General features: G+C 56.8%; 19 protein-coding genes. 8 read left to right on the forward strand and 11 right to left on the reverse strand.

What is annotated here, in order from left to right:
- The first annotated feature begins 555 nt into the window (after positions 1–555).
- Entirely contained in the window at positions 556–2,748 is a 2,193-nt protein-coding gene (locus AC6I8V_RS22205) for a TonB-dependent siderophore receptor (RefSeq protein WP_497845972.1), read from the forward strand.
- 56 nt (positions 2,749–2,804) lie between these two features.
- Here AC6I8V_RS22205 and AC6I8V_RS22210 read toward each other — a convergent pair whose 3' ends face one another.
- From AC6I8V_RS22210 to AC6I8V_RS22225, 4 genes are all read right to left on the reverse strand, one after another.
- Positions 2,805–3,536, reverse strand: a complete 732-nt coding sequence (locus AC6I8V_RS22210) for a helix-turn-helix transcriptional regulator (RefSeq protein WP_497845973.1) — start codon at positions 3,534–3,536, stop codon at positions 2,805–2,807.
- A gap of 190 nt (positions 3,537–3,726) precedes the next feature.
- Positions 3,727–4,329, reverse strand: a complete 603-nt coding sequence (locus AC6I8V_RS22215) for a GNAT family N-acetyltransferase (protein WP_497845974.1) — start codon at positions 4,327–4,329, stop codon at positions 3,727–3,729.
- A 40-nt stretch (positions 4,330–4,369) separates the two neighbouring features.
- Positions 4,370–5,833, reverse strand: a complete 1,464-nt coding sequence (locus AC6I8V_RS22220; protein WP_497845975.1) for a pyridoxal-dependent decarboxylase — start codon at positions 5,831–5,833, stop codon at positions 4,370–4,372.
- Positions 5,834–6,041: 208 nt separating this feature from the next.
- On the reverse strand, positions 6,042–6,908 hold the full coding sequence (locus AC6I8V_RS22225) for a helix-turn-helix transcriptional regulator (RefSeq protein WP_497845976.1): 867 nt from the start codon (positions 6,906–6,908) through the stop codon (positions 6,042–6,044).
- Positions 6,909–7,114: 206 nt separating this feature from the next.
- Here AC6I8V_RS22225 and AC6I8V_RS22230 point away from each other — a divergent pair, with 206 nt between their 5' ends.
- Both AC6I8V_RS22230 and AC6I8V_RS22235 read left to right on the forward strand, forming a co-directional pair.
- Complete coding sequence (locus AC6I8V_RS22230; protein ID WP_497845977.1) at positions 7,115–9,232, forward strand: TonB-dependent siderophore receptor; 2,118 nt, start codon at positions 7,115–7,117, stop codon at positions 9,230–9,232.
- A 9-nt stretch (positions 9,233–9,241) separates the two neighbouring features.
- The gene (locus AC6I8V_RS22235; RefSeq protein ID WP_497845978.1) at positions 9,242–10,318 is read left to right on the forward strand and encodes an ABC transporter substrate-binding protein; all 1,077 of its coding nucleotides are present in this window, start codon (positions 9,242–9,244) and stop codon (positions 10,316–10,318) included.
- On the opposite strand, the gene AC6I8V_RS22240 is transcribed toward AC6I8V_RS22235, so the two are convergent.
- Positions 10,315–11,178 carry a LysR family transcriptional regulator gene (locus tag AC6I8V_RS22240; protein WP_497845979.1) on the reverse strand — a complete coding sequence of 288 codons (864 nt, stop codon included), beginning with the start codon at positions 11,176–11,178 and terminating at the stop codon, positions 10,315–10,317. The genes AC6I8V_RS22235 and AC6I8V_RS22240 overlap by 4 nt on opposite strands.
- A 133-nt stretch (positions 11,179–11,311) precedes the next feature.
- On the opposite strand from AC6I8V_RS22240, the gene AC6I8V_RS22245 reads away from it, so the two are divergent.
- Positions 11,312–11,737 (forward strand): VOC family protein, encoded by a 426-nt coding sequence (locus tag AC6I8V_RS22245; protein ID WP_497845980.1) that lies wholly within the window; start codon positions 11,312–11,314, stop codon positions 11,735–11,737.
- Positions 11,738–11,765: 28 nt separating this feature from the next.
- On the opposite strand, the gene AC6I8V_RS22250 is transcribed toward AC6I8V_RS22245, so the two are convergent.
- From AC6I8V_RS22250 to AC6I8V_RS22270, 5 genes are read right to left on the reverse strand one after another with little or no spacing between them, the layout of a single operon-like run.
- A complete protein-coding gene (locus AC6I8V_RS22250; RefSeq protein ID WP_497845981.1) occupies positions 11,766–12,671 on the reverse strand; it encodes an alpha/beta fold hydrolase in 906 nt (301 codons plus the stop codon).
- A gap of 51 nt (positions 12,672–12,722) precedes the next feature.
- Entirely contained in the window at positions 12,723–13,322 is a 600-nt protein-coding gene (locus AC6I8V_RS22255) for a TetR/AcrR family transcriptional regulator (RefSeq protein WP_497845982.1), read from the reverse strand.
- Positions 13,323–13,370: 48 nt separating this feature from the next.
- The gene (locus AC6I8V_RS22260) at positions 13,371–14,528 is read right to left on the reverse strand and encodes an N-acetylglucosamine-6-phosphate deacetylase (RefSeq protein ID WP_497845983.1); all 1,158 of its coding nucleotides are present in this window, start codon (positions 14,526–14,528) and stop codon (positions 13,371–13,373) included.
- On the reverse strand, positions 14,521–15,294 hold the full coding sequence (locus AC6I8V_RS22265) for a 6-phosphogluconolactonase (protein ID WP_497845984.1): 774 nt from the start codon (positions 15,292–15,294) through the stop codon (positions 14,521–14,523). Before AC6I8V_RS22265 ends, AC6I8V_RS22260 begins: the two co-directional genes overlap by 8 nt.
- Positions 15,291–16,817 (reverse strand): sodium:solute symporter family protein, encoded by a 1,527-nt coding sequence (locus AC6I8V_RS22270; protein WP_497845985.1) that lies wholly within the window; start codon positions 16,815–16,817, stop codon positions 15,291–15,293. Before AC6I8V_RS22270 ends, AC6I8V_RS22265 begins: the two co-directional genes overlap by 4 nt.
- Positions 16,818–17,101: 284 nt before the next feature.
- Here AC6I8V_RS22270 and AC6I8V_RS22275 point away from each other — a divergent pair, with 284 nt between their 5' ends.
- A complete protein-coding gene (locus AC6I8V_RS22275) occupies positions 17,102–18,007 on the forward strand; it encodes a DMT family transporter (protein ID WP_497845986.1) in 906 nt (301 codons plus the stop codon).
- Between the two features lie 5 nt (positions 18,008–18,012).
- On the opposite strand, the gene AC6I8V_RS22280 is transcribed toward AC6I8V_RS22275, so the two are convergent.
- Positions 18,013–18,903 (reverse strand): MurR/RpiR family transcriptional regulator, encoded by an 891-nt coding sequence (locus tag AC6I8V_RS22280; protein ID WP_497845987.1) that lies wholly within the window; start codon positions 18,901–18,903, stop codon positions 18,013–18,015.
- 341 nt (positions 18,904–19,244) lie between these two features.
- Between AC6I8V_RS22280 and treZ the strand changes: the two genes are divergently transcribed.
- Genes treZ through glgX form a run of 3 tightly spaced genes read left to right on the forward strand, consistent with a single transcriptional unit; the run spans position 19,245 to position 25,558 of the window.
- On the forward strand, positions 19,245–21,032 hold the full coding sequence (gene treZ, locus AC6I8V_RS22285) for a malto-oligosyltrehalose trehalohydrolase (RefSeq protein ID WP_497845988.1): 1,788 nt from the start codon (positions 19,245–19,247) through the stop codon (positions 21,030–21,032).
- Positions 21,029–23,422 carry a malto-oligosyltrehalose synthase gene (gene treY, locus AC6I8V_RS22290; protein ID WP_497845989.1) on the forward strand — a complete coding sequence of 798 codons (2,394 nt, stop codon included), beginning with the start codon at positions 21,029–21,031 and terminating at the stop codon, positions 23,420–23,422. Before treZ ends, treY begins: the two co-directional genes overlap by 4 nt.
- 60 nt (positions 23,423–23,482) lie before the next feature.
- Positions 23,483–25,558 carry a glycogen debranching protein GlgX gene (gene glgX, locus AC6I8V_RS22295; RefSeq protein ID WP_497845990.1) on the forward strand — a complete coding sequence of 692 codons (2,076 nt, stop codon included), beginning with the start codon at positions 23,483–23,485 and terminating at the stop codon, positions 25,556–25,558.
- Positions 25,559–25,595: the final 37 nt, after the last annotated feature.

The raw sequence follows: 25,595 nt of genomic DNA on the forward strand, positions 1-25,595 counted from the left end.
ATTCTCAGTGAATATATGCAGCGATCACAAATGCGAAAAACAGATATCTATTGCCGGAATATGGCAATGCTATTGAATTAAAGGCCGGGAGACCTTCCCATGGCAGCACTAAATCAGATTCAGTCATGGAATCAACAGGCTGCTAAAACTGCGACAAGCTGTGATTTGGTTCTTATTAATAACCTTGTTTTCTAAGGGCGCGCAAAAAGCCGCCTTATACCCTTCGCAGATATTCAGGGTGGGTATTTTCTAATCCTGCGTGTTATGCCCGGCAATAAAAGAAAAATATTCATTTCCTGCTGGAAACATTTCTCACGGTGGTCAGGCTGCGACATGGTTCTGCATTTATTTAGTATGTTGTAATTACACCCCCTTCCCCTGCCGTTTTGTCTGCTTATTCCGCTAAATTCGGCCATCCCACACGCCAGATTGATTAAACCACGACCAATTAAGGAGAAAAAAAGGAGATGTTACATCTGAGATATACAATGATAATTATTATCATTATCATGCGCGTTTGCTTACAAACGTTAACAAAACAGGGAGAAACCTTAAGTGAATGTAACCACATGCAACCAAAAGCGTCCCGTCGCGCTGTTTTTGGCTGGGCTGCTGAGTACGTCTGCTTACGCCGCCGAAGGAGAGCCAACCGAAAAACTGGCCGATGATGAATCGATGATTGTTACGGCGGAAGAAGGACTGAAGCAGCAACCAGGTGTTTCAACCATCACTGCAAAAGACATTCAAAAAAGCCCTCCTGTTAACGACCTTTCAGACATTATTCGTAAAATGCCTGGCGTCAACCTCACCGGCAACAGCGCCAGCGGCAGTCGCGGTAACAATCGCCAGATTGATATTCGTGGTATGGGACCCGAAAACACGCTGATCATGATTGATGGTGTACCCGTCTCTTCTCGCAACTCCGTCCGCTACAGCTGGCGCGGCGAGCGTGATACCCGTGGCGATACCAACTGGGTGCCGCCGGAGATGGTTGAACGCATTGAAGTGATTCGCGGACCGGCAGCATCACGCTATGGCTCTGGCGCTGCGGGCGGTGTGGTGAACATCATCACTAAGCGTCCGACCAAAGACTGGCACGGCTCCCTCTCGCTGTTCACCAATCAGCCGGAAGATGATAAAGAAGGTGCCACCAAACGCGCTAACTTCAGCCTGAGCGGACCGCTGGCCGGTGACGCGCTAACGATGCGCCTGTACGGGAATATCAACAAAACCGACGCCGACGCCTACAACATCAACACCAACGAAAACGGTTCTTATGCCGCGGGTCGCGAAGGCGTGCGTAATAAAGATATCAACACGGTGTTGTCGTGGAAAATCACCCCGCTGCAAATTGTCGATTTCAGCTACGGCTATAGCCGCCAGGGCAATATCTACGCCGGCGATACCCAATACAGCAACGGCAATGTCAGTCCGGATGGCCTGGTTGAATCCCTGTACGGCGACGAAACCAACCGTCTGTACCGTCAGAGTTATGGCATCACCCATAACGGCATCTGGGACTGGGGCACCTCAAAACTGAATTTCAATTATGAGAAAACCAACAACACCCGTTTGCAGGAAGGTTCCACCGGACGTGTTGAAGGGATGATCAATAGCGAAGATTACGCCACCAGCCGCCTTGAGAGTTATCGCGCCGGAGGCGAGATAAACTTCCCGGTGCAGTGGCTGGCGGATCAAACCGTGACGCTCGGCGCGGAATGGAACCGTGATGAGCTGAACGACCCGGCTTCAATGACCGCAACCAATAACGCCGGTGTGATTATTGATGGGGTATCCGGCGATCCATCTGGACGCAGCAGCAAAAACAGCGCCACTATCAGTTCGCTTTATTTCGAAGATAATATCGCCGCCACCAGCAGCACCGAGCTTATCCCCGGCCTGCGCTTCGATTATCACGATAAATTCGGTGCCAACTGGAGTCCGAGCCTCAATATTTCGCAAGGCCTCGGCGATTATTTCACCCTGAAAGCCGGTATTGCCCGCGCCTTCAAAGCGCCGAACCTGTATCAATCGACCGAGGGCTATCTGCTTTCCACCCGGGGCAATGGATGTCCGATCGGTCTCGCCACAGGCAGCTGCTACCTGCTGGGTAACGACAACCTCGATCCTGAAATCAGCGTGAATAAAGAGGTGGGCATTGAGTTCAGTAACGATGGCTATATTGCGGGCGTGACCTGGTTCCGCAATGACTACAAAAACAAAATCGTCGCGGGTGATGATTTAGTGGGTTATGCCTCAAACGGTTACAACGTGCTGCGCTGGGAAAACGGCGGGAAAGCGATTGTAGAAGGACTGGAAGGTAATCTGACCATTCCTCTGGTACGCGAAACGCTGGAATGGCGCACTAACGCAACCTATATGTTCCGCTCAGAAAGTAAGAAAACCGGTAATCCGCTGTCGGTGATCCCGGAATTCACCATTAACTCGCAGCTCGACTGGCAGGTTAACGACAAACTGAGCGCCAATATTAACTGGACGCAGTATGGTCGTCAGAAACCTCGTGAATATGCAGAGATTCGTAACGAAACGGGTGCGATTTCTAATCGCGAGATCAGCCCCTACTCCATTTTCGGTCTGAATGTGAATTACGACATCACCAAAAATCTGCGTGCCAATGCGGGTATCAACAACCTGTTTGACAAGCGTATTTATCGCGAAAACGATGGCGCATCGACCTATAACGAACCGGGTCGCGCCTATTATGCCGGGCTGACCATGTCGTTCTGATCGACATCAACACCCAGTCAGCGCCATGCTGGCTGGGTGATATTCCTGGTGGAAGACTATCTTCCTGCGGGATGGGAAATAATATTTAATTCAATCGCCAGACTAATCGCATGTTTTGCATTATTAACGCCGAGCTTTTTAACAATTTTGCCCATATGGAATTTTACCGTGCTTACGGTGATATTTAACATACGCGCGATTTCGGGATAGGTCTTACCGGTGCTGCTCCAGTAGAGGATTTCATTTTCACGTAAAGAAAGAGTGTTTTCACCACCTACTGTTTTCTTTTTTTCTTCGTGATAAAGGTGCATAAGCATTTCATGGGCATCTATTAACATCCCCTGAATGTCATTCTTATTCTTTTTTATTTCCTCATCAAGTTCAGCCATTAGGTATTTATTGATATAAAGGGATAGCACCGCCAAATTATTATTTTGATCATGTAGTACAAAAGTTTGCCCGCTTACAATATTATATTTAGGCTTAACGGAATCAAATATTTTAGTGATTGCCCACTGAGCATTAATTCTGAGGCTTTCATCCCAAACCATGGGTGACACGCGATTTAGTGCATTGATAAGAACGGGATCGATATTTTGATATTTATTCTCCAGATAGGAATCAATAAAATCAATGGGTAAATTAGTAATGATCATGAGATCATCAAGGTTTCTTTTATTGATTACTGCATAGGCATACGTTATTCCACCGTATTTACCCAAGCGTTTTTCTAGTTCGTCCTTGACATAGTCATTTTTTTCAACATTGGAGAAGAAATCGCTAGCCACTTAGAACATTCCTCTTGATGTTTACCATCTAATAACACAATGAAACATAGGTGTATTTTAGAGCATCCCGAGCCATAAAACAAACAAAGGTACAATCCTGGTTTTGGAACCAGCCTTGTATCAGCTGGTTCTATGACTGTTGCTCCTTATAGATTAATCTCTTGCAAATGGTTAATGTTAAAACATCTAACTATGAGCATTGCGGCTCACGCCAAATAGGGAACAATTTGGGGAAACCTTCGATATGGATTGGGGTACCGGCATCACGATAACCGAAGCGACGTACCAGCGTACGCGTGCTGAAAGAGGTACACTCGGCATAACAAGGAAGGCTTTCTCTATCGAGTATTGTATGTAATTTCGTTAATAATCTATCCATAACTTCTTTACCTCGACGCTGGCGCTGTACAGCAATAGCAAATACATAATAATGAGGTGGCGAAGGCGGATGATAACAGTCAAGCCCATTTATAAATGCTGCTACAGTCACATAATCAGTCCCACATTCCTGACGTAACTGGCTGTGAAATAATGCATTTTCTTCATCGCTCATTTCCATCACCTCGGGTTTGAAAAAAATTAACGCACCGGCATCGTTTTCGGCCAGATATACCCCGCCACGGGTTAAAGCCAGGTTACCGTAAACCCGAAACAAGCCCCGCAGCCCTTTCATACGCTGCTCCGGATCGTTACCTGAGACAGCAAATTTAAGTACCGGATCTTCGAAAAATTCAGTTGCCATAATTTGGCTCACCTTTTCCAGATCCGCTTCTGTAGCTTGATAGATTTCCATTTTTATCTCGTCCGATAGTTATGCTCCATGCAGTTTTCGTTCAGTTAAAGGCATCTTTATCAGCTAGTGCCATGAATAACTGATCAATCGCTGCTCGCGTCACATGCGGCATAACAACAATATGAGCAAACTTTCCTCTACCACTGAGATGGAATTTGTTAAAAATCTCATCTCGTGGACGGGTAAAAAGCACAACCAGGGATTGGGGTCCACGCTCAACACGAAATGAAGGATGAGTCGCTTTGACGGCTTTCAACTGTTTATAAGCATACGCCGCCAGGCTCTCACAATTGGCCGCTATCTCAGCCTGCATTAATGGCGTAACGGTGTTTGTCACATACCAGAGCAGCAGCGCGGATAGGCCATTGCGCGTCCCCCCCAGCGTGGTATCCGGTGAATTGACATATTCAGGCAGGCTGGCGGGCTGCATACGAAACTTCTCCCTGCTCATATAAACGCCTGAAGCAAAGGGGGCGCCGAACCATTTATGCGTACTCATGACGATCGAATTTACATAAGGAAGGCGAAAATCAAAAACGGCCCCCTTCGCTTTACTCAACTTTTTCTGATAAGCCATTTCAAGGTAAGGTAAGTAAGCGGCGCCAAGTGCTCCGTCAATATGGATCCAACAATCTGCCTGGCTATTATTGTCGCTCTGAGCACAAAAACCATTCTGTTCAAGGATGGGAGATAATCGTTGCCAGATAACCTGCGGATTATCGAAGCCACCCTGAAATGTGGTACCTACATTCAGAACAATAATAGGGGGATGTCCATGAGATGCGAAGAATTCAACTAATTTTGACAGTGAAGCTGCATCTACCGCACCATGCCGGTCTACTGGAACTCCATGAGGCCAATCCCCTTCCGTCGTAATTGGGCATTGGCCAGGATAATATTCATCCCCTGTTTCCTGAAACGTCATAACTCCTAAGACATTTGCACACTTCTCTAAGGAATAATGCGATTCCTGCGAAAAATAGAGTACCGGGTCACGGCTCATTTTTCGTTTTGATTCGCCTGAAACTAATCTGGCACGAAAATACTCACGCGCACTCCAGAGTGCATACATATTGCCTTCAGTTGCCCCCATGGCTAACACATAACCCCATAGCGACTCTTTGGTTAGCGGAACTCGCGGTTTGGCATGCCAGAGCTTGCCAAAATATTCCAGGACTTCCTGCTCCAATTCGCGTGTGTGTAACAAAGTTGAAGATGTTGCATAAGGATCGCCAAGATTATTAAGATGGATATTTATAAAAGGCGCAATTGCGCTATAGTCGAATTTTTGATTAAGTGGATACCCTAGCGAAAGCTCCTGACGACTAAGAATATTCGCATATATCTTTTCCAACCGCTCTTTCATTTCATCGGGCATACAATCATGCGGGCTGATAATGGGTGTCGACAACATTCCGTGTTTTAAAAAGGAATGTGGAGGGGCTTTAGTGTATTTTCTCTTCGCGTCGACAGACAGCTCATTAATGCCAAAAATTTCTTCCATAAAATAACTCCATTGGGTTGGTATTGACATCACGTCGATAGCCATAAATAACAGTCTGTTATGGCCATCATCCCTGCGTGAAGTTTTTTATTTTGCCATTTTCTTGCGAAGTATGCTGTGCACTGGCTAACAAATTGGCCCGAACAGATTTAGGAAAAGAAGAAAGAATAAATTCTGCGTGGCAATTAATAATTGATGCGGTATATTTTTAGCGCTTTAACTGTTTGGGTAACAAGCCGAATTTCTTCTTAAACGCCACCGACAGATGTGCGGGTGTAAAGCCCACCTGGTACGCCACGCTGGCGACATTCAGTTCGCCGCGCTGCAACAGTTGCCAGGCGGTTTCCAGCCGACGATGATGCAGCCACTCATACACACTCACGCCGAACAGCTGGCGAAACCCCTCCGTCAGCTTGCGGCGATTGATACCCAACTGCACGCTCAGCGCCTGTAGCGTTGGCGGCGCATCCATCTGTTGCTCCAGCAATCGTTGTGCGCCGTGCAGCGCATCCAAATCACGCGAACTCAGACGCAGGGCGCTCTCCAGCGGCGCGGGCGTCAGTGCGTCCAGCGTATACGCCATCACCTCCAGCGCTTTGCTTTGCAGCAATAGCTGACGCACGCTCCCCTGCTTCGGTAATGCGCTGAGCTGCGCGCGCAACCCCAGCAGAGGTGCTGGCAGCGCCGTGACATGCAGGCGCGGACGTCCGACGTGATCAAGCTGCAACCCCTGCGCCAGTTGCTGATGGACTGACGACGGCAAGCTGCGCAACATTTCATGAGAATAACTGAGGCTGGTAAACGCCACGCGCTGCGGGGAGACAAAACATTGCAGGGCTTCAGCCTGATCCTGATTCCACACCGCGCACAACGCTGGCCCGCTGATATTCACCTCGCGCTCACCAGGTAACTGACAGCGCAGCGCACCACTCTCCATCACAATCAGTTTGATGCCCTGATCCAGCGGCTCACTTTGCCAGGCGTCAATGGCAGGCTGAAACTGGCCGCCATGCCACACAATGCCGCCATCGGTTGCCCTATACAGCTGCTGTCCTTCTCCCCGCGCTGACGCCATAACTCGTTCCCAAAAATATTAATGATAGTGATTATCATTATCAAAATAACCGTATCCCTCCAGCCTGTCTACGCGTTTCGTTTTTCCCCCGTGCCGCAAACGAAAGAAAGAGTTCCGCCAGCGAAAGCCCTGTCGATTGTCAGTTCAGCATCAGGTTGCGACACTTCTGGCGGCCTGATTTTACGACTCTCATCCAGGAGAATAGATTGAAAAATAATAAGAAATTTGGAGGATTGACTGCGCTGACCCTCTTTAGCGCCGCCTTCATGGTTCATGCCGCCGATAGCGACAGCACGTTGGTGGTCGATGGCAAAACCTCAGACGGGAAAGACAGCTACGTACCGCTGAGCAGCCAGACCGGCAGCCGCACTAACGCCTCCGTGCTGGCCACGCCGCAGTCGTTGTCGGTGATTAGCCGCAGGGAACTTGACGATCGCAACGTCCAGAGCACCACCCAGGCGCTGCAATACACGCCGGGAGTTTATGCCTCCACTGCCGCAATCTCCTCGCGTTTTGACTACTTCTCGATTCGTGGTTTCGACTCCACGCTGAACGGCATTTTGCTGGATGGATTACGATCCACCACCACAAAATCCTATGCCCATTACCAGCCTTACGGTATGCAGCAGATTGACGTGTTACGTGGCCCGAGTGGTTTCCTGTATGGCGCGGGTTCGCCGGGCGGCATCGTCAATGAGGTCAGCAAACACCCGCTGGCTGAGGCGCAACATGAGGTGGGTGTTCAGGTCGGCAGCCACGGCCGTATGCAGGGCCAGTTCGATACCACCGGGCCGCTGAATGACGATGGCACTCTGCTTTACCGCGTGGTGGGCGTAGGCCGCGACAGCAACACGCAGTTCAAAAACGTCCCCGACGATACCCTCTATCTGGCCCCGTCCCTCACCTGGAAGCCGGATAACGACACCACGCTAACCCTGCTCTCCTCCATCAGCCGCGACAAGATGGGGCCGCCGAAAAACTTCACGCCAGTTTACGGCACCCTGCTGAGCAACCCGAACGGCAAAATCGATCGTAATGTCTATCTCGATGGCACCGATCTCGACAACCATATGACCCAGGCCAATATCGGCTATGAACTGGATCATCGCGCTGACGATCGCTGGTCGTTCCATTCCGCCAGCCGCTACAGCTACACCGACCTGCTGACGCAAACCCTCTCCGGCAGCGCCCTCACCAGCGATATGCGCACGCTGAACCGCACCGCTTATGAGTTCGGCATCACCAGTCAGTCTTTCGCCACCGATAACAACGCCAGACTGCACTGGGATGCAGGCCCGTTGCAGGGCGAAAGCGTAATGGGCGTGGCGTTCCGCCATACCGGCGAGAATTATTACCTTAACTATGGCCGCGCCAGCAGCATCGATATCTATCACCCAATCTATGACGGCAGCTTCGCCGCCAACACGCCTTTTGCCAGCACCCAGCAGAACGCCAATGAAACCGGTATCTATCTGGCGAACAGCATCGTCATTGCGCACCAGCTGAATCTCGATCTGGCGGCGCGTGAAGACTGGGCGGCGGTAAATACCAAAAACCGTATCAGCGATACCTTCACCTCGCAGGACGATAACCACTTCACCTGGCGCGCAGGTTTAAGCTGGCTGACGGAAAGCGGCTTAACCCCGTATGCCAGCTACGCCACCTCGTTCAGCCCGGTGCTGGGCACCAACTTTTATGGCGAAAGCTATAAGCCCACCACCGGCAAGCAATGGGAAACCGGGCTGAAATGGCAACCGGATGGCATGGATGCCCTTTTCACGCTGGCCTGGTTCCATCTGGTGCAGAACAACGTGCAAAACACCGATCCCAACAACAGCCTGAACACCGTCCAGACCGACCAGGTGACGTCGAAAGGGATTGAAGCCTCAGCCACCGCTACCCTGGCGGAGGAGTGGAAACTGATTGCCAGCTACACCTGGAGCGATCTGAAAACCACCAGCAGCGCCGTCGCGGGGGCAGAAGGCAAAGTGCCGACGGGAATGCCGGAACAGATGGCTTCGCTGTGGAGCGATTACACCTTCAGCCAGGGCGTGCTGACTTCCCTCGGTGCAGGGCTGGGCGTGCGCTACGTGGGGAAAACCTGGGCGGATACCAACAACACCCTGCGCGTGCCGGATTACACCGTGGTGGATGCTTCACTTCATTACGATCTCGGTCAGCTCAGCCCGCATATGCAAGGCGTCAATGTGGCGCTTAACGCGAACAACCTGCTTAACAAGCATTACTACGTGACGTGCAGCACCACCAGCTGCAACGTCGGTTATGACCGCAGCCTGAGTGCCACGCTCAGCTATCGCTGGTAAGGAGAAAAAATGCGTCGCCTGATTTTATTGTTCGCCTGTCTGGTACTGTGCCATCCGGCGCTGGCCAGCATCACTGTGACCGATATGTTACAACGTCACGTCACCCTGCCCGCGCCGGCGAAACGCGTCGTGCTGGGCGAAAGCCGCCACCTGCTGACGCTGGCGCTGCTGGAAAGCGATCCGCTGAAAAATCTGGTGGGCTGGGGCGACGATTTGCAGCGCTATTCACCGGCCACCTGGCAGGCGATCCTCGCGCAGCATCCCGAAGCGGGAAAGATCCCGGTGCTGGGCACCATGAATATGGGCACGTTTTCGCTTGAAGCGACCATCGCGCGCAAACCGGACCTGGTGATCTTCACCCTGTACGGCCCGCCCCCGCCGGGGCTGGACAAGCTGGACGCCGCGCACATTCCCTATATCTTTGTGGATTTCTTCCGCCAGCCGCTGACCAACACCGTGCCGAGCCTGCGCCTGCTCGGGCAGGTGCTGGGCGAGGACGATCGCGCAGCGCGCTTAATTGCCTTTATCCAACAGCACCAACAGCAGGTTGAACAGCGTCTCGCTCAGCAACTGCAGCGCCCGAGCGTGTTTTTCCATCTCAATCCCGGAAAAGGCGATTGCTGCTTCACCTCCGGCAACAGCAACATGAAGGACTTTATTGCGGCGGCGGGTGGTCATAATCTTGGCAGCGATTATCTCAGCGCGCCGATTGGCAAACTGAATGCGGAGACCGTGCTCAGCAGAAAGCCTGATTTTTACCTGATGGGTGGCGGTTCGGCCGTGACGCAGGAAGGCTTGCAGATCGGTCCCGGCGTGACGCAGTCGCAGGCGGCGCAAAGCCTGACGCGACTGCTGCATCAGGGAGAACTCACTACCCTGAGCGCCATTCAGCAGCATCAGACGGGCGGCATATGGCTGTTTTTCTTCGATAGCCCACTCTGGTTTGTCGGGGTGGAAGAGATGGCGAAAATGTTCCATCCGCAGCTGTTTGCCGATATCGATCCGCAGGCAACGCTGGATACGCTCAACCGTGCGTACCTGTCGCTGCCGCTAACCGGCACCTTCTGGTCGCAGCCAGCCCGTTAACCGGCCTGCACCAGCAAACGGCTCAGCTCGCCAGCCAGCTCCGACTTTATATGGCTGGCGCGCTGCACCAGGCCGACCTCACGATAAAAAGTCTCTGCCCCCATCTCCACCACCCTGACCGGCTTCGGCCAGCGCTGTGCCGATTGCGTTTGCGGCACCAGCGCCACCCCCAGTCCATTGGCGACCAGCTGCACAATCGCCTCCAGCTCATCCACTTCGCACAGCTCCTGCACCGCAATGCCGCGTGCACGCAGATAGCGGTCCACCTGACGCCCGCCAAATGAGGTGCGGTCATAACGGATAAACGGCTGCGTCGCCAGCAGCTGCGCCGCATCGTCCCCCGCCAGCTGGCGCGGCACGATCAGCCGGTAAGGTTCACGCCTGAGGGTAGTCCAGTGCAAATCCGCTTGCAGGGCAAACGGCGGACGGATCACCGCCGCCAGATCAAGCTCACCGGCATCCACCAGGTTCACCAGCTCCAGCGACAAACCCGGCACGATACGCGTCTGGCAGCCGGGAAATTGTTTGTGAAAACGCGTCAGCGCCGCGGGCAACAGCGACCGTTGAATGGAGGCGATGGCGCCCAGCGTCACGCGCGTGGCCGGGCGCGGCAGTTCCGGCTTATCCCCCAGGTGACGATAAAGCGTCAGCAGCTCATCCACCTGCGGCAGTAACTGCTGGCCCCGTTGATTCAGCCGCGCGCTGCGCCCGCTGCGATCGAACAGCGCAAAACCCAGCTCCGCCTCCAGCCGCAGCATCTGAGCGCTGACCGCCGCCTGGGTCAGACCGATTTTGTCCCCCGCCGCAGCAAAGTTGCCTTCCTGCACCACCACCATGAAGGTTCTCAGCTCACGGATCATCGTCGATACTCAAATATTATTTGTATGAATCCCAAGTATATATTGTTTTTATTCAAACAAAACCGTTCGTATGATTCTCTCCAGACGCCGCTGTCCGCGGCGCATCGCCCCCCACTTTTGCGCTGGAGACGTTATGAGCCTTTCCCCGTTTCATCTTGCCATCCCGGTTTACGATCTTGATGCGGCACGCACCTTCTACGGCACCATTTTCGGTCTGGCGGAAGGCCGTTCCAGCAGCCAATGGGTCGATTTTGATTTCTACGGTCATCAGTTGGTGATCCACGAGCATCCCAAAACCGCGTCACAGGAAAACGTGCATTCCAATCCGGTAGACGGCCATGACGTGCCGGTGCCGCATTTCGGCATTATTTTGCACTGGGACGAGTGGGAAGCGCTGGCCGAGCGCCTGCGGGGTTTCAATACCAAATTTGTTATCGAACCCTATATTCGTTTTAAAGGACAGGTTGGCGAACAGGCCACCATGTTCCTGTTCGACCCATGCGGTAACGCGCTGGAATTCAAAGCGTTTAAAGATATGAGTCTGCTGTTCGCCAAATAATGCCTGCCTCTGTCCGCCAGGTGAACGCTTAACGGAAGAAGGTCGCCAGCGCATCAGCCAGCGCCTGCGGCTGTTCATCCGGGATGAAATGGCCGCTGTGCGCCAGGGTGATGCCGGTGACGTCATCAGCAAACTGACGCAGCGGCGCCGCCATATCGGGGATAGACCCCTGATCGGCACTGATAGCCAGCAGCGGCAGTGTCAGTCTGCCCTGCTCGCGCAGCGCCCGATTTTGCGCGGCGGACAGCGTAACGTCGCGATAGGGTGCCAGCCCGGCACGCAGCGCGCCGGGTTGCTGCAACAGGCGCACATATTCGGCTATATCCGCATCGCTAAACACCAGCGGGCTGGCGGTTTTACGCCGCAGAAACCACTCCAGATAGATCGCCTCGCGTCCGCTAATCAGCGCTTCCGGCAGATCCGGTAATAAATGGAAGGCAAAATGCCAGGTTTTCCATGCCTTATCCGGCGTGACTGGCAGGGCGTCAGGCAGCGTAATGCCGGGGATGCCGGCATCCAGCAGCGCCAGTTTTTTCACCTGCTGGCCGTAGCGCATGGCATATGGCCATGCGACCCAGGCGCCGACATCATGGGCCGCGAGGTAATAACGCGCCATCCCCAGTTGTTGCATCAACCCCTGCACTTTCTCCGCCAGCGCCTGGGTATCAAAGCCGTCCTGCGGCTTGTCGGAGTCACCCTGACCGGGCAAATCCGGCGCGATGATCCAGTAGCGATCCGCCAGTTGCGCCATCACCTGATGCCAGGCGTACCAGCTTTGCGGAAACCCCGCCAGCAACAACAACACCTCGCCGTTGGGATTTCCCCCGCTAACGTAGTGCAGGCGAACGCCCTCCACCGTCGCGTAATAATGCGCAAAGCCCGGCAGCTGTTTAACCGGTTGCGACCAGGGTTGTGCGTTTGCATTGTCAGACATAAATCCTCCGGATATTTAGGAAATAATCATTTCCTTAATTGGCAAAAAATTTTAATCGAGTAGCGTCAGAGCGGTGACGATCAGCCGCTCACGCGCGGGCAGATCCTGCATTTTCCCCGCCACGCGCATCCCCAGCACCAGGCACAGCAACACGCCGCCCAACGCCTCGGCATCGTGCTGTGGATTGATGGAACCGTCCTGCTGGCCTTCGCGAATCAGTTGCAAAATCCCCTGCTGGTTACGCTGCAATGCGGCGCGTACCCCGTCCGCCAGTTCGGCATCCAGTAACGGCAATTCGATGGTGCTGCCGACGACCAGGCAGCCGCGGCGTCCTTCCACATCGCTGGCGGATTCAAGGTAAAAACGCAGCAGTTCGGCGATGCGTGCACGACCATCGGGCTGGCGATCCAGCCGCTGGCGCAGCGCCTGATTGCGTAGCGAGGTATAGCGCGCAAACACCTGTAAAAACAGCCCGCGCTTATCGGTAAAGGCTTTGTAGATGCTGCCCGCCGTGAGCTGCATTGCCTCGCTCAGATCGCTGATCGAGGCGCTGTGATAACCCTTTTCACGGAATACCAGCATGGCGCGATCGAGCGCCGCAGCGGTATCAAACTGGCGTGGGCGACCACGCTCGCGTGTCTGTTCAGGCATCTTCTTCACCATTTAGGAAACGTTCGATTCCTAAATACTGCCACATCATCAGCCGGAACGCCACACTTCGCGTCCTTGCTTCAGGGTGGCTTGCAGCGTGACGCTGAGATCGTCCTGCTGGCGCAGCAACAGCAGATCGGCCGGTGCCCCTGCGCTCAGCCCCTGCTGCTGCGCCAGTCCCAGCTGGCGCGCCGGACGCAGCGAAGCCATCTCAATCGCCTGCGCCAGCGGTGCCAGTTTTTCACGCAGCAGGAAATTGACACCGTCCAGCAGGCCGCGCGCCGATCCCGCCAGCATCGCCGGTTGATCCGCCAGGCTGAGGCGGCCCTGCGGGCTGAGTTCCACCCGGCCGCCAATCGGCGTGTCATACTGGCCAGGCGGCAAACCGGCAAAACAGGTGACATCGCTGACCAGCAACGCCTGCTCCCCTTTGGCGCGCATAAAAACCTTAAGCACCTCGGACGGCAGATGCTCGCCATCGGCGATCAGCGTCGCCGCCAGCGCATCTTCCGCCAGCTGCTGCCAGATATAGTTAGGATGACGCGGCAGTTGCAGATGCGCGCCATTGCCGAGATGGGTAGAGAGCGTGGCGCCAGCCGCCACCGCCGCGCGGATTTGCGCCGGTGTGGCGGCGGTATGGCCGATTGCCACGCAGATCTGCTGCGCGCGGGCATGACGAATCGTTGCCGTACTGTGCGGCCACTCCGGCGACAGGGTAAGGATACGGATGCGCTGATCGGCCGCCGCCTGCCAGCGGTCCAGCAAGGCGTTGTCCGGCGCGCGGATGGCGTCACGCGGATGGGCGCCGCGCGGTCCCTCCTGCGGCGAAAGAAACGGCCCTTCCAGATGGATCCCGGCAACTGCCGCGCCGACGTCGTCAAACTGCGCGCAGGCGCTCGCCAGGCTGCGCATCAGCCCGCTGATCTGTTCCGTGCTGGCGGTGATGACCGTTGGGCAGTAACAGGTCACGCCCTGCTGCCATAAGCGCTGCGTGGCCTCACGCACCGCTGTGGCGCTGAGCGGCAGATGGTTGAAATCCACCCCGGCAAAGCCGTTTACCTGGAGATCGACCAGCCCTGGGGCGATCAGCAACGCGGCGGCGTCGGCCGTGCCGGGACGGATCTCTGCAATCAGGCCATCGCGCAGTCGCAGCGTGATTGGCTGGCGGGTGCGGTAATCCAGCCCGTGAAGCAGGGTGTCAGTCAAATATCACCTCCGGGCAGGCATCGCTGTCGCAATATAAGGTGCAGTGCGGATGCTGGCGCAGCACGGTGGCCGGGCAGGCGCTGTCGACCGGCGCGAACAGCGTCGCCTCCACCGCCTGACGCTTGCTGGCGCCGGGCACCATGCAGAACAGACGTTTACCCGCCATCAGCGTCGGCAGGGTCAGGGTGACGGCCTGCTGCGGCACCGCCTCCAGCCGCGCAAAGCAGCCATCATTCACCTGCTGCTGGCGACAGATGGCATCAAGCGTCACCACCTTCATCGGCAGCGGGTCGTCAATCCGCGCCACTGGCGGATCGTTAAACGCCAGGTGACCATTTTCACCAATGCCGAGACAGACAATATCTATCGGCGCTTCGGCGATAAGCGCAGCATAAGAACGACAAATGCGTTCCGCCTCGCCGCTGGATGGGATCAGATGCACGGCGGCGAAGGGCAGCGCGCGGAACAGATGCTGGCATAAAAACTGGCTGAACCGCTGCGGGGCATAGTTATCCAGCCCGATGTATTCATCCATGTGGAAGGCTTCGATGCGCCCCCAGTCGATATCGCGTGCCTGCACCAGTCCGGCGAGAAATTCGCGTTGCGACGGGGCGGCGGCAAAGATCATCCGCACCCGCGGCTGCGCCGTCAGTAACTGGCGGATATGTTGCGCCGCTTCCGCTGCCGCCGCCACGCCTAAGGCGGCACGCGTGGTGAAGCGCTGCACGGTTAATTTATCGCGCTGGCCGCGTTGTATCAGGGTCATAGTTGTTTTTCCTGGGTCACGGTGTTCTGTTGCCCCCAATAGGGCGAGGAGAGTTGCTGGTCATGGTTGAGCGCGTTAAGCAGTTCATCGATATGCGGGCTGACCGGGGAACGCCGCAGCCAGCCCAGCAGCGTAAAGACCACCAGCGACGAGAACACCGGTGCCGCAACCTGGGTGGCGGTGCTGACATCCGGGATCACGAACTTCACGCAAAAGAAGGCGCTGACGCCCACCGCCCAGCTCCACAACGCTGCCGCGCTGCCGCTGCGGCGAAAAGCTGGCAGCAGGCCGAGCAGCATCGGGATCGAGATCGGACCGACCAGCCCGCCAAACCAGATGATCAACAGCGACAGCACGCCGCCGAAGCGGCTGGCATTGACGGCAACCAGCAGCGTGAGGCTGATAAAAACAAAGGCCACGATGCGCGCCACCCGCAGCGAGCTTTTGCCACGCTGGAAATGACGCGGCAGCAGGCCGGGCAGGATGTCACGCGTGACCACGGCGGTGATGGCGTTGGCGTCGGATGAGGTCATCGACAGGGTATGGGTGAACATCGCTACCAGCACCAGACCGATCAAACCGTTAGGCAGCAGGTTGAGCGCCATCATCGAGTAGGAACGCGAGGGATCGGCGAGGCCGGGATAGAGCAGCGGAGCGGCCCACATCGGCCAGAACAGCACCAGCGGCCAGATCAGGTACAGCACGGCGGAAAGCAGCGCGGCTTTTCTCGCCTGCTGGCCGCCGGGCGCGGCAATAAACCGCTGGGCCAGGTTCCAGGTGCCGCCGTTGTAGCTCAGCGCGTAGATCAGGAAGTAGGCAAAGATAAACCCGGCGGTGTAAGGCCCCTGCACTATCTGGGTGTGGGTGGCGGGTAAGCGATCAAAGATATGCAGCACCTCACCGAAACCGCCGAGGTGCATCGCCACCGCCACCAGCATCACCAGCGCAGCAATAAATTGCACCACGAACTGACCGAAGTCGTTGCAGGCATCAGCCCATAAGCCGCCCATCACGGTATAGAACAGGCTCAGGCCACCGGAGATCAGAATGCCTGCCAGCGGGTTCAGCCCGGTGAAGACATTGATGATCACCGCGATGGCGGCCCATTTGGCCCCCACATCGAACAGCTTCAGCACCACGCCGCTACAGGCCAGCACCATCTGCGTTGGCAGGTTGTAGCGGGTCGCCAGATATTCCATCGGTGATTCGATATGCATATGGATGCGCAACCGCGCCCAGCGCGGCGCAAACAGGCGCGATCCCACCAGCACCGCCACCGAGATCGGGAATGCCCACCAGAAATAGATGGTGATGCCCATGTTGTAAGCCACGGCGGCATAAGCAACGAACACCGCCGCGCTATATCCCGACATATGGTGCGATACGCCTGACAACCACCAGGGCATTTTCCCCCCGGCGGCAAAGAAATCGCGGGTGCTCCCTACCCTGCGCATGGCCCAAAGCGTAATCAACAGGATCATCAACGCATAAAGAGCCATCACTGCATAATCAAGAGCATTCATTTGTGACTCCAGAGAGAATGGCTGCCCGCCACAACCAGGTTGCACAGGCACAGGATTGGCGAAAAATTAATTAGTCATTAGTTAGGACTAATAAAGACTGTCAGGAAATATGCCGGACGATTGTGAGAATGATCACGGTATAATTTTTTTGTATACGTGGCTGTCAGAGGGGTTTTCATGACGAACAACGCGTCGGTCGAATTCGTTCCGTTAAGCACTTGTTAAATTCACCTGTTTGGATTTACAGTACCTGCGCCTTTTACTTATCCATTTATGTGAACCTTATGCGAACAACAGACACATTACGGCTGCTGCTACTGGCGGCCATTTGGGGTGCCAGCTTTTTATTTATGCGCATTGCCGTTCCGGCGCTGGGCGCGGTGAATACCGCCTTTCTGCGCGTGTTATGCGGTACCACCGGCCTGCTGGTGATTATGGCGGTGCTGAGAATGCCGCTGCGTTTTGATGGCAAACTGCGCTGGGCGATGCTGCTCGGGGTGATCAACTCCGGTTTACCCTTTCTGATGTATTGCCTGGCAGCGCGCGTGTTGCCCGCAGGCTATTCCGCCATCCTTAACGCCACCGCCCCGCTGATGGGGGTGATCATGGGCGCGGCCTTCTTTGCTGAAAAACTCACGCTGCGCAAAGTGCTCGGCATGGTCGCGGGTTTCGGCGGCATTTTACTGATCAGCACCACCGGCGAGGCGCATCTCACCAGCGCGTTGCTGATGGGCATCCTCGCCTGTCTGGTGGCAACCGCCTGCTACGGCATGGCGGGATTTCTGGCGAAACGCTGGATCGGCGCCCGTGGTGGGCTGGACGCCACCAAAGTGGCGTTTGGCAGCCAGCTGGGCGCATCCGCGTTTCTGCTGCCCTTCTTTGCCTTTACGGCACCGCAAACGGCGGCCAGCCAGTGGCAGCTCCCCGAAGTCTGGGCCTGCATCCTGGCGGTGGGTTTTATCTGCACCGCGCTGGCTTACATTATCTATTTCCGCCTGCTGGCTGATATCGGGCCGCTGCGCACCCTGACCGTCACCTTCCTGATCCCGCCGTTTGGTATCTTCTGGGGCTGGCTGGCGCTGGGCGAGGAGCTGAATCAGGGCTTCACCGCCGGGGCGCTGCTGATTGTCTGCGCCGTCTGGCTGGTGGTGAGCGCCGATCGACCGGTGCGGGTGGTCGCGACCAAATAACCGGGTTATGTTTTGCTGCCAGGCTTCATGCTGCGACTCAGATCCTGGATACGCTTCATGGTTTTAACGGTGCGCGTCGCGGTTGCCGACGCCACCGACAAAATCAGCAGTTCCAGGCATACCAGCACCGTGCCGTGCAAAGGCATACGGCCATCCTCGCCACCGCGCGGGACATTAATCACCACATCAGCCTCTTTGGCAAAAAGCGAGTCGGTGGCATTGGTCAGCAGGATAATCGGCATCCCCAGCCGTTTCGCTTCTTTGATGGTAGTCATGCCTTCACGGTGCGGTGACTTTTGCGCCATCATGATCAACACATCACCGCGTTGTAAGCTAATCAACTGCTCTGCCAGCGCCACCCCGGAACGATTGAGGGCCAGCGCGGGAATACCGATGCGCGTGAACAGGCGGCGGCTGTAATCCGCCAGAATGCCTGACGCATTGATGCCAAAAAGCGCCACCTGACGCGCTTCAATCAGCAATCCCACCGCCGCCGCAATCGCCTGCCGGTTATGCGGTTCCGACAAGGTATCGCAGGCGCGTTTATGTCCGCCTAACACAAAATCGATGCCGGAATTAATATCGCAGGCCAGTTCGCCGACGGTGGTCATCATTTTTTCTTCGGAGTTCCTGACCGGACCGAACCAGGCTTCCAGCGTCTTTTTTAAATCGCGCAATCCGGCAAAACCTAATGCCTGCACCGCACGCACCACGGTGGCATCTGAGGTATCAACGGCGGCGGCAATTTCCATCGCGGTAGCTTCCATCACCCGCTCGCGATTTTCATGGATATAACGCACCACCGTTTGTAATCGCGGGGAAAGTCCTGGCGCACGCGCGCGATAACGTTCTCCCAAGACATCCACCCGATTTTTTATTTTATTGCCCGCTGCCATTTTCCTATCCGATCTGATTGTTTTAAAAGATTATCCGCCATCAACATGCCCCGGCCGCCAGCCAGCGCCGTTGTAGTATCGTCGTTATTTTTTGCATTAACTACTACAGAAGCAGGCATTGACGCAAATCTTCCACCCTCCTCTGATCGCCACTGACTTGCTGTCACCCCGGCCCTGCACGGCGCCGTCCGTCAACTCCCGCAGAGTAGTCTATGATTGTTTGTCACAGGCTGGCGGCAGCAGGTCAGCGTGCGCAATTCGGAATTTAAAGCTCGCATTACCGCATTAGAAACTGCGCGACGTCGTTAATTGCTCACTTCTGGATTAAGCGAGGCCATAAAATGGAGTCCAGTTCCTTTTCTACCCACTGGGGCGCAACCTGTGCGCCTGATGGCAGTGTGCGTTTTCGTCTCTGGGCCTCGGGCCATGACCGGGTTACGCTTCGCCTTCCCGGCCATGACCAGCCGATGACGCCCTGCGGCGATGGCTGGTTTGAATGGCAGGCATCCGGCCTTGCTCCCGGCACCCCATATCAGTATCTGCTGGCCGATGGCACCCTGGTGCCGGACCCCGCCTCACGCGCTCAGCTGAACGAGGTTGGCGGTCCGTCCCTGGTGGTCGATCCCAGCCAATACGCGTGGCAGCACCGCAGCTGGTCGGGACGTCCGTGGGAAGAGAGCGTGGTTTACGAGCTGCATATCGGCACCTTCACCGCACCGGGCACCTTTCAGGCGGCGATCGCTAAACTGCCGTGGCTGGCGGAGCTGGGTATCACCATGATCGAATTGCTGCCGGTGTCGCAGTTTGGCGGCAACCGTGGCTGGGGTTACGACGGCGTGCTGCTGTATGCGCCCCATGCCGCCTATGGCACCCCGGATGATTTCCGCGCGTTCGTCGATGCCGCGCACGGACTCGGCATCTCGGTGGTACTGGATATCGTGCTGAACCACTTTGGGCCGGAAGGCAACTATCTGCCGCTGCTGGCGCCGGACTTCTTTGATAAGGCGCGGATGACGCCGTGGGGCGCAGGCATTGCCTATGATGTCGATGCGGCCCGGCGTTATATCGTCGAAGCCCCGCTGTACTGGCTGACCGAGTTTCACCTCGACGGTCTGCGCTTCGACGCCATCGACCAGATAAAGGATGCGGCGAAAAAACACGTCCTGATTGAGATCGCTGAGCGCATTCGGGCCACCGTGACCGACCGGCCGATCCACCTCACCACCGAAGACAGCCGCAACGTCATCTTCCTCCATCCGCGCGCCGCCGATGGTTCTGCGCCGCTGTTCACCGGCGAGTGGAACGACGATTTCCACAACGCCATCCATGTGTTTGCCACCGGTGAAACCCACGCTTATTACCAGGATTTCGCCAGTCAGCCGGAAAAACACCTCGCACGCATTCTCACCGAAGGCTTTGCCTGGCAGGGCGAGGTGTCGCCCCACAGCGGCGAACCGCGCGGCGTCAGCAGCGCCAGTCAGCCGCCGGTGGCCTTTGTCGATTTTATCCAGAACCACGATCAGGTCGGCAATCGCGCCCACGGCGAACGGCTGATTAGCCTCGCCGGAGCCGAACGCACCCGGCTGCTGCTCGCTACGCTGCTGCTCTCCCCGCATATCCCGCTGCTGTTTATGGGCGAAGAGTATGGCGAAACCCAGCCGTTTCTCTTTTTCACCGATTTCCATGGCGATCTCGCCACCGCTGTACGCGAGGGCCGCGCGCGTGAATTCGCCGGCCATGCCGGGCATGAAGGGGAAAGCGTGCCGGACCCGAACGCCCTCAGCACCTTTGAACAGTCAAAACTCGATTGGTCGAAACCGGCCAGCCAGGACGGCCAGGCGTGGCTGGCGCTGACCCGGCAGCTGCTGGCGTTGCGTCAGCAGCATGTGGTGCCGTTGCTGAGCAGCGCGCGCGGCAATAGCGGCAGCGTGATCGCCACGGCAGAGGGATATGTGGCCGTCAGCTGGCGTTTCCCGCTCGGCACCCTGTCGCTGGCGCTGAATATCGGCGCCGCAACCCAACCGCTGCCAGCGATGCCGGGCGAGACGCTGTTTGCCTGGCCGCAGGCGACCGATTCGCTGCCGCCGGATGCGCTTATCGTGCGTCTGGCAAAGGGAGATAAGGCATGACGATTCCAACCGCAACCTACCGCCTCCAGTTCCGCGAAGGCATGACCTTTGACCGCGCCTGCGCGCTGGTCCCTTATCTGCAACGCCTCGGCGTCAGTCATCTTTACGCGTCACCAATTTTCACCGCTACCCGCGACTCGACCCACGGCTATGACGTCACCGATGCCAACCAGATCGACCCGGTACTGGGCGGTCGTGAAGGTTTTGATCGTCTGGTGCAGACGCTGAAAAATGCCGGGCTGGGGCTGATCCTCGATATCGTTCCCAATCATATGGCGGCCTCGCTGGAAAACCCGTGGTGGCGTGATGTGATCGAACATGGCGCGCAGAGCCGCTACGCGCGCCATTTCGACATTGACTGGTCGCGTCCGCTGACGCTGCCGTTTCTCGGGGATGATTTTGCCGCGGCGCTGGATAACGGTGACATCACCGTCCGGCCCGATCCGCTCAGCGGCCAACCGGCGCTGGCCTACTACGACAATCTTTACCCACTCTCGCCGGACAGCTGGCAGGGACTGGATCTACGCCACAAGGCGGATATCGCCACCCTGCACAGTCGTCAGCCCTGGCGTTTAATGAGCTGGCGCGATGCGCCGCGCGATCTCTCCTATCGTCGCTTCTTTGAAATCACCGGTCTGGTGGGGGTACGCGTCGAGGACGAGGCGGTATTTGATGACACGCATCGGCTGATCCTTGCCCTGGTGCACAGCGGCGCGGTGGATGGCCTGCGCATCGATCACGTTGACGGGCTGGCCGATCCCAAAGGTTATCTGAACCGTCTGCGCCAGCAGGCCGGGCCGGATTGCTATATCACGGTGGAAAAAATCCTCGGCGCTGGCGAGCAGCTGGCGGCGGACTGGCCGGTGTCCGGCACGACCGGTTATGAATTTATCGCCGCACTGGCGCAGGCGCTGGTCGACGGCGACCAGCTTGACCGTTTGCGTCAGGCTTATGATGCGGTGCTGGGCCAGCCGCTGGCGCTGGCGCAGGAACTGCGTGCCGCCAAACTGTTGATGGCCGATCGCAACTTCGAGGGGGAGTTCACCCGTCTGCTGGCACTGGCGCAGGAGATTTCCGCGGCGTCGCTGAGCGAGCCTGAGTTGCGTAACGCGCTGCGCGAACTGCTGGCGGCGTTTCCGGTATACCGTACCTACGCCACCGCCAAGGGCCTGCCTGCCGCCGATAACCAGCTGCTGCAACAGGTGAGCGGCCAGGTGAACGCCAGCGCGATCGACCGGGTGACTGACTTATTTCATGGCCCCGCCGACGGGAAAACCGCGCTGTTCCGCACGCGTTTTCAGCAGCTGAGCGGACCGCTGATGGCGAAATCGGTGGAAGATACCCTGTTCTTCCGCTACGGCGCAGCGCTGGCGTTAAATGAAGTGGGCGCCGAACCGCTGCCGCAGCATTTTTCGCTGGCGCATTTTCATGCGGCGATGCAGGCGCGTCAGCAGCAGCAGCCAGAGGGCCTCTCCACCACCGCCACCCACGATACCAAGCGCGGCGAGGATGCGCGCGCCCGCCTGTATACCCTGAGCGAAGCCCCGGAGCGCTGGGCCACGGCCGTTGCCCGCTGGCGGCGGTTGCAGCAGGCGCAGGTCGTGACGTTAAGCGACGGTCCGGCCCCGGAACCGGCGGTGGAGTGGATGCTGTATCAGGCGCTGGCGGGCGCGTGGCCGGTGACGCTGAAGCAGGATGACGCCGACGGGTTGCAGGCGCTGGCCGCACGTTTTCTGCCGTTTGTCGAAAAAGCGCTGCGCGAGGCGAAACTGCGCACCGACTGGGCTGATATCAATCAGCCCTATGAAGACGCGGTGCTGGCCTATGCCCGCCAGCTGCTGGATCCGTCTAATCAGGCGTTTTTGCAGGATTTCACCGCCACGTTACAACCCTTTATCCACGCCGGACTGATCAACAGCCTGAGCCAGAGCATTATCAAACTGACGGCCCCCGGCGTGCCGGATATCTACCAGGGCAGCGAAGCGCTCAATTTTAGCCTGGTCGATCCCGATAACCGTCTGCCGCCCGACTTTGACCAGCTGGCACAGATGCTGGCCGGGCAGTCGGAGCAGTATGGTCAGCGCAAACAGCGGGTGATCAGCACCCTGCTGCACCTGCGCCAGCAACAGCCGCAGCTGTTTCGTCACGGTGATTATCTGCCGCTGGCGGCCAGCAGCCACCAGGTCATCGCCTTTGCCCGTACCGATCAGGATAAGGCGCTGATCGTCGTTGTTCCCCGCCTGCCGCTGAGTTCACCTGAGGCGCGCCATATCCCCCTGCCCGCGCCGCTCGCCCATCGCCGCTACCGTAATGTCCTCAGCGGCGCAGAAATTTCTTTGACCGATAGTCTGACTGATGACGCCCCCTGGCTGGTGCTGCTGAGTGGCTGATGGCTTCGCACCGCAACAACGATCGGGCAAAAATTCTGTTCACTGGATGGAGAGGGATACATGTCTAAAGATACGTCGCTGGTCATCACTGCCGGTTACAGCTACCCGCTGGGTGCCAATTATGATGGTGAAGGGGTAAATTTCGCGCTGTTCTCAGCGCATGCGCAGCGGGTTGAACTCTGCCTGTATGATCCGAGCGGTCGCCATGAAATCGCGCGATTCGATCTCCCGGAATATACCCACGAGGTGTGGCACGGGTATGTGCCGGGTCTGAAAGCCGGGGCGTTGTACGGCTATCGCGTGCATGGCCCGTTTGAACCCGAAAATGGACACCGGTTTAACCCGCATAAACTGCTGCTCGACCCTTACGCCCGCGACCTCGCCGGGGATATCCGCTGGAATGAGGCGCATTTCGCCTACGACCTGCATCATGAAGACAAAGACCTGACCTTTGACACGCGCGACAGCGCGCCCTTCACGCCAAAATGCCGGGTTATCGATACCACCGAGTTTGACTGGCAGGATCAAAACCGCCCGTCCATTCCCTGGGCCAACGCCATCATTTATGAAACGCACGTCAAAGGTTTTACCCAGCTGAATCAGGCGATCCCGCAGCCGCTGCGCGGCACCTATGAGGGGATGGCGCATAAAGCCACGGTGGATTACCTCAAAAGCCTCGGTATCACCTCGGTGGAGCTGTTGCCGGTGCACTGGTTTCCCGACGACCAGCATCTGCTGGATAAAGGGCTGAAAAACTTCTGGGGCTATAACACGCTCAGCTTCTTCGCCCCCGCCTCACGCTATTTCGGACCGCGCGGCGTGCAGGGTTTTCGCGACATGGTGCGGGCGCTGCATGATGCGGGCATTGAGGTGATCCTCGATGTGGTTTACAACCACACGGCGGAGGGCAACGAACTCGGCCCCACGCTGTCGTTTAAAGGCATCGATAACTTTTCCTATTACCGCACCCTGGCCGACAATCACCGTTATTACGTTAACGATACCGGCACCGGCAACACCGTCAACACCTCCCATCCGCGCGTGTTGCAGATGATCATGGATTCGCTACGTTACTGGGCAGAATCGATGCATATCGATGGTTTTCGCTTTGATCTCGGCACCATTCTCGGTCGTGAACCGGGCGGTTTTGACCCGCGCGGCGGCTTCTTCGACGCCATGACTCAGGATCCGTTGCTGGGCAAACTGAAGCTGATCGGTGAACCCTGGGATATCGGGCCAGGCGGCTATCAGGTGGGCAGCTTTCCGCCGGGCTGGGCCGAGTGGAACGATAAATACCGCGACACGGTGCGCGAATACTGGCATGGCGACAACGTTTCCAGCGATTTTGCCGCGCGCCTGCTCGGTTCCGGTGACCTTTACGACCAGCGCGGGCGTCGCCCGTGGGCCAGCATCAACTTTATCACCGCCCATGACGGCTTCACCCTTAACGATCTGGTTTCGTACAACGAGAAGCACAACGACGCCAACGGCGAAGATAACAACGACGGCCATAACGATAACCGTTCCTGCAACTACGGCGCGGAAGGCCCGACCGATGATGAGCAGATCAACAAGGTGCGCGAACGGCAGAAACGTAATTTCCTCACCACGCTGCTGTTCTCGCACGGCACGCCGATGCTGCTGGCGGGTGACGAGTTCGGTCGCAGCCAGCTCGGCAATAACAACGGCTATTGTCAGGACAGTGAAATTTCGTGGGTACACTGGGATAACCTCCCCGCCAGCGCTGATCAACTGCGTGAGTTCACCCGGCATCTGATTGCGCTGCGCACCCGCCAGCCGCTGCTGCGCCGCGAAAACTGGCGTGATGGTATGGAGATCAAGTGGTTCAATGCCGGTGGCGGTTTCCAGCTGCCGGAACACTGGGACGAAGGCACCACGCTGGGCGTCTACATTGGCCGTGCCGACCTGCAAACCACACCCGACATCTGGCACGATGTGCTGATGCTATTCAATCCCTTTGAAGGTCCGGTTCCGTTCCGCATCCCGCAATTCGGTGAAGGCGGCTGGGTGCTGGAACTCACCACCTGCGACAGCGATCGCCAGGGATTAGTCATCACCCGAGAGAAGGATTTCGATCTGGAAGGCCGCAGCATCGCGCTGTTCAGACGGCCCTAAACGCGGGAAATGGGGACTTCGGAAAGTTCCCATAACC

The sequence above is a fragment of the Pantoea sp. X-Soil-TKNS-1207 genome (genome assembly GCF_059730485.1).

Coding starts and splice junctions, on each gene's coding strand:
- AC6I8V_RS22215 (WP_497845974.1), bottom strand. CDS start 4,329: ATGGAAATCTATCAAGCTACAGAAGCGGATCTGGAAAAGGTGAGCCAA.
- AC6I8V_RS22220 (WP_497845975.1), bottom strand. CDS start 5,833: ATGGAAGAAATTTTTGGCATTAATGAGCTGTCTGTCGACGCGAAGAGA.
- AC6I8V_RS22225 (WP_497845976.1), bottom strand. CDS start 6,908: ATGGCGTCAGCGCGGGGAGAAGGACAGCAGCTGTATAGGGCAACCGAT.
- AC6I8V_RS22235 (WP_497845978.1), top strand. CDS start 9,242: ATGCGTCGCCTGATTTTATTGTTCGCCTGTCTGGTACTGTGCCATCCG.
- AC6I8V_RS22240 (WP_497845979.1), bottom strand. CDS start 11,178: ATGATCCGTGAGCTGAGAACCTTCATGGTGGTGGTGCAGGAAGGCAAC.
- AC6I8V_RS22245 (WP_497845980.1), top strand. CDS start 11,312: ATGAGCCTTTCCCCGTTTCATCTTGCCATCCCGGTTTACGATCTTGAT.
- AC6I8V_RS22250 (WP_497845981.1), bottom strand. CDS start 12,671: ATGTCTGACAATGCAAACGCACAACCCTGGTCGCAACCGGTTAAACAG.
- AC6I8V_RS22255 (WP_497845982.1), bottom strand. CDS start 13,322: ATGCCTGAACAGACACGCGAGCGTGGTCGCCCACGCCAGTTTGATACC.
- AC6I8V_RS22265 (WP_497845984.1), bottom strand. CDS start 15,294: ATGACCCTGATACAACGCGGCCAGCGCGATAAATTAACCGTGCAGCGC.
- AC6I8V_RS22270 (WP_497845985.1), bottom strand. CDS start 16,817: ATGAATGCTCTTGATTATGCAGTGATGGCTCTTTATGCGTTGATGATC.
- AC6I8V_RS22275 (WP_497845986.1), top strand. CDS start 17,102: ATGCGAACAACAGACACATTACGGCTGCTGCTACTGGCGGCCATTTGG.
- AC6I8V_RS22280 (WP_497845987.1), bottom strand. CDS start 18,903: ATGGCAGCGGGCAATAAAATAAAAAATCGGGTGGATGTCTTGGGAGAA.
- treZ (WP_497845988.1), top strand. CDS start 19,245: ATGGAGTCCAGTTCCTTTTCTACCCACTGGGGCGCAACCTGTGCGCCT.
- treY (WP_497845989.1), top strand. CDS start 21,029: ATGACGATTCCAACCGCAACCTACCGCCTCCAGTTCCGCGAAGGCATG.
- glgX (WP_497845990.1), top strand. CDS start 23,483: ATGTCTAAAGATACGTCGCTGGTCATCACTGCCGGTTACAGCTACCCG.